Consider the following 3,760-nt stretch of genomic DNA (forward strand, 5'->3'; position numbering starts at 1 on the left):
CTTCGAGAAGACCCTCGACAGCTCAACGGCATGGCTCTTCATGGCTTCTGTCCAGCTCATGACCCGAAGGCTCGCAACCCTCTGATCACAATCAGAAACATTATGAGTCAGACTCTTAGGCTCTCTTGACTATGCTGTATCGCTCGACGGACCGCCGCTGTCGTTGTGGCGCTCCCGTGGTGTACCTGCCCCATAGCGCATCCTTCCAACCATCAGAAAATAGTGCACCATCAAAGTCCGGGACCAAACATCTAGTCGCGCTGCCGAGGCTATTTGACGCACCCGCGATTGTGGCCGGGTTAATCTTTCAATTGTTAGTCTTCCACTCAGATTGAATTAGCGGAAGTCAATGGCGGTGTGGAATAGTGCGGTGCTAAAACTCTTAGCCATCCTACGTACTTGCGGCTCCCTGCTACTGACTGGAGCTGCGGTAAATTCGTCGCTTACCTTGCGCGTCGATGGGCCATTTTCGCCGCTTAAACTGCAACCTCAAACACTGATCGTAAACATTTTGGTTCTCCCGCTCTACAGGGTCGTGGCAAGGGCTCTGGCTGAAAGCTCGGCGGAGGCGGCCCATGCGCTCACGGTTGGAGCCAGCGGCTTAGCCCAACTGGCCGGCCAGTTCACCCCGGCTTACCAGGCTTCAGCTCCCCGCCGCAGCGCTTACTAACGAGGCGCGCCATCTGGCGGCGTTCAGGAGGGCGAACCTATGCAGCCAAGCACCTATTTCAATCTTGAGAAGGCCCGTGCTCTGGTCGTCGATAACAACACTCAGTCGCTCGACATTATCTGCGGCATTCTGGCCAGCTTTGGCTTGCGCCAAGTCGTCCGTAAGGCCAATGGCCGCGAAGCCCAGGAAGAACTGATGGCCCGGCCGGTCGATCTAATACTGACGGATGCCGCCCTGCCAGAGATGGACGGCTACGAGCTGATTCATTGGCTTCGGCGCGAACCGGGTGAAAAACGTATGACCCCCGCGATCATCGTCTCAGCCCACACACCACGAAACAAGGTGATAAAGGCCCGCGACTGTGGGGCCAACTTCACCATCGCCAAACCGATTGCTCCCAACGTGGTGCTTGAGCGCATCCTGTGGGTCGCGCGTGCTGACCGTCTGTTCATTGAGTGCGACGTTTATATGGGCCCCGATCGTCGCTGGCGAAACGCCGGGCCGCCATTGGAACACCCCGATGGGCGCCGCCGTGATGACCGGCCTGCTGAGGTGGGAATACCAGAGGGTGATAACCTTTCGTCCTCGGAGTTGGATCAACTGATCAAGCCGCAAAGGTTGGCCGGATGAAAGAAGTTCGCACCGCGGTCATGCGCCCTCGTCTGGCGAGCCTAATCAAGCAAAGCGGCGGGATGTATGTCGCCGAGGCGCTCAAGCAAGCCGACGGGCTGATCGCGCAGATGCGCGAGCCGTTGTTGGCGACGATTGACGACCACATCGCAGATCTCGAGACCACCCTCGCAGGCGGCGTCGAAGCCAAGGCCCTGGGGAAATTCTACCAGACCTCAACCAACATTATCGCTCTGTGCATAGTCGAAAAGACACAGGCGGTGGCGATCGCCGCGCGATCGCTTTGCGCCCTTGTGGACGAGGCCCGTGGCCCCAGCCCCGCTCTGTCGGATGGCATCGCCGTGCACGTCGCCTCCATCAAACTTCTACATCGGGCCGATGGCGAAGCGGCTTGGCAGGCGCCAATTCTAGCGGGCCTAGCCCGGGTTCTGGAAAAACAGACCGGCGGCCTGCCAGGCCTGGAGACCGCGCCGACGCGCTGATGGGCGAGGTGGCCACCTATTCAAGGGCGATTGTCTTCCGGCGGCCGCGAGTCAGGTTGAGATCAGTCGATGCGAAACCTGCGGCATTTTCGCGCAACAAAATGAATGAGCCAGAAGGAGGCACAGGGCCCCTGTAAGCTTTACCATAGGTGGCCCATGGCTGGCTGCTAGTGGATAGAACGCGACGCTTGAGTCCCTCTGGAAATCGCTCGATCCCTTTCCCGAGAAGGATTTAGGCGGGTTCCAAGCGACTGAATCTCACCACTAGATGTCTGGCGCCTAGGCTTTGGGTTGGCGAATTAGAACCGGCGCCACCTCAGGCCCCATACGAATACATCTGCAAAATCTGGACAAAAGATCCTTAGAGTCTAACTCATAATGTTTCTGATTGTGATCAGAGGGTTGCGAGCCTTCGGGTCATGAGCTGGACCGATGCCATGAAGAGCCATGCCGTTGAGCTGTCGAGGGTCTTCTCGAAGTCCTTGGCCAGGCGGCGGTTTCGGCCGAGCCAGGCGAAGGTGCGCTCCACGACCCATCGGCGGGGCAGCAGCACGAAGCCCTTGGCGGTGTCGGATCGCTTGATGATCTCGATCTTCCAGTCGCCGCGTCCGGCCATGGCGTGTCGCAGCTTGTCGCCGGCATAGCCGCCGTCGGCGAAGACGTGGCGCAGCCAGGGGAAGCTGGCGCGGATCGAGGTCAGGACGCCAGGCGCGCCGTCGCGATCCTGGATATCGGCTGTATGGACCCGGGCTGTGACGAGCAAACCGCCAGTGTCGGTGAGGATGTGACGCTTGCGGCCTTTGATCTTCTTGCCTGCATCATAGCCGCAAGACCCACCGCTTTCGGTGGTTTTGACGCTCTGGCTGTCGACCACTCCGGCGCTGGGCGAGGCCTGGCGCCCCGCCGCCTCACGGCAGGCCATCAGCAACAGATGATTGATCGAGGTCCAAAGGCCGCTGTCGCGCCAGGCGTAGAAATAGCGCTGAACCGTCGTCACCGGCGGGAAGTCCCCCGGCAGCATCCGCCACGGCAGGCCGCTACGCAAAACATACAGCAGGGCGTTGGTTATCGTCCGCAACGACCACTTGGCCGGCCGCCCCAGCCGAGACCGCCCCGGGACCAGCGGTTCCAGAACCGCCCATTCCTCGTCCGTCAGATCGCTTGAATACCGCAGGCTCTTTCGGGCATGCTTGCGCCGGGTGATTTCGGTCCACATGTCAAATTCCGTTGTTGGTTCGCATCTCCAACAGAATCACAAGTGACTGAAATCACCCAACTTCATTTCGGGTCAGCCTCTAATACCAAAAGCCCCTAGCTCTGACTCCGCCAGGATTCCCTGACTGGCCGAACAGTGATTCACTCTCGTGGTTGCAAGGGAGATTGTGGATGTCTGCCATCAAGCTTCGAGTCGATTATGACGCCGCGCGGACCCGTCGGCTGGCGGCGCGGGCCAAGGATCCAGATCAGGTGCGGCGCCTGCTGGCGCTGGCGGCGGTTTATGAAGGCCGCAGTCGAGCCGAAGCGGCTGAGTTGGCCGGCATGGACCGGCAGACGCTGCGGGACTGGGCGCTAGAGCATTTTCCGATAAGTGTGAAACGGTTATCGGATCGAAAAATGCTCTAAACTTTTGATTTATAGCTTTTTTCGCCCGACCCTGATGAAGCCATCAGGTCGGAAAGGGCGCTACGGTTCAACGCCCTGGGTCCGGAGGGCCTGATCAACCGTCCGCCGCCGGGCGCCCGGCGATGTCTGTCGCCGCAACAGGAGCAGGCCCTGGGCGCGCTGGTGGAGGCCGGGCCCGAGGCAGCGGGGCGCAAGGGCGTGGCGCGCTGGCGGTGTTGCGATCTGCAGACGGCCATCGCCGAACGCTTCGGCGTGAGGGTGCACGAGCGCACGGTTGGCAAGCTGCTCAAGCGGCTGGGCTTTTCGCACATCACCACCCGGCCCCAGCATTATCGCCAGGACGTCCAGGCCCAGG

The 3,760-nt window shown here is 60.5% G+C and carries 4 protein-coding genes and 1 pseudogene; 4 read left to right on the plus strand and 1 reads right to left on the minus strand.

Annotation, left to right across the window (positions count from 1 at the left end):
• Window positions 1–709: 709 nt before the first annotated feature.
• Entirely contained in the window at window positions 710–1,300 is a 591-nt protein-coding gene (locus tag ACP69S_RS21865; protein WP_426000816.1) for a response regulator, read from the plus strand.
• A gap of 20 nt (window positions 1,301–1,320) precedes the next feature.
• Complete coding sequence (locus ACP69S_RS21870; protein ID WP_426000817.1) at window positions 1,321–1,782, plus strand: hypothetical protein; 462 nt, start codon at window positions 1,321–1,323, stop codon at window positions 1,780–1,782.
• 394 nt (window positions 1,783–2,176) lie between these two features.
• Here ACP69S_RS21870 and ACP69S_RS21875 read toward each other — a convergent pair whose 3' ends face one another.
• Window positions 2,177–2,998 carry an IS5 family transposase gene (locus ACP69S_RS21875; protein ID WP_426000818.1) on the minus strand — a complete coding sequence of 274 codons (822 nt, stop codon included), beginning with the start codon at window positions 2,996–2,998 and terminating at the stop codon, window positions 2,177–2,179.
• A gap of 170 nt (window positions 2,999–3,168) precedes the next feature.
• Here ACP69S_RS21875 and ACP69S_RS21880 point away from each other — a divergent pair.
• Together ACP69S_RS21880 and ACP69S_RS21885 are read left to right on the plus strand one after the other, a co-directional pair.
• Window positions 3,169–3,348: pseudogene (locus ACP69S_RS21880) on the plus strand (IS630 family transposase); the annotation flags it as partial.
• A gap of 150 nt (window positions 3,349–3,498) precedes the next feature.
• Window positions 3,499–3,760, plus strand: a 262-nt coding sequence (locus ACP69S_RS21885) for a helix-turn-helix domain-containing protein (protein WP_426000820.1), incomplete at its 3' end; no start/stop codon positions are given.

The organism is Caulobacter sp. DWR1-3-2b1, assembly GCF_049895765.1.
Classification (GTDB): domain Bacteria; phylum Pseudomonadota; class Alphaproteobacteria; order Caulobacterales; family Caulobacteraceae; genus Caulobacter.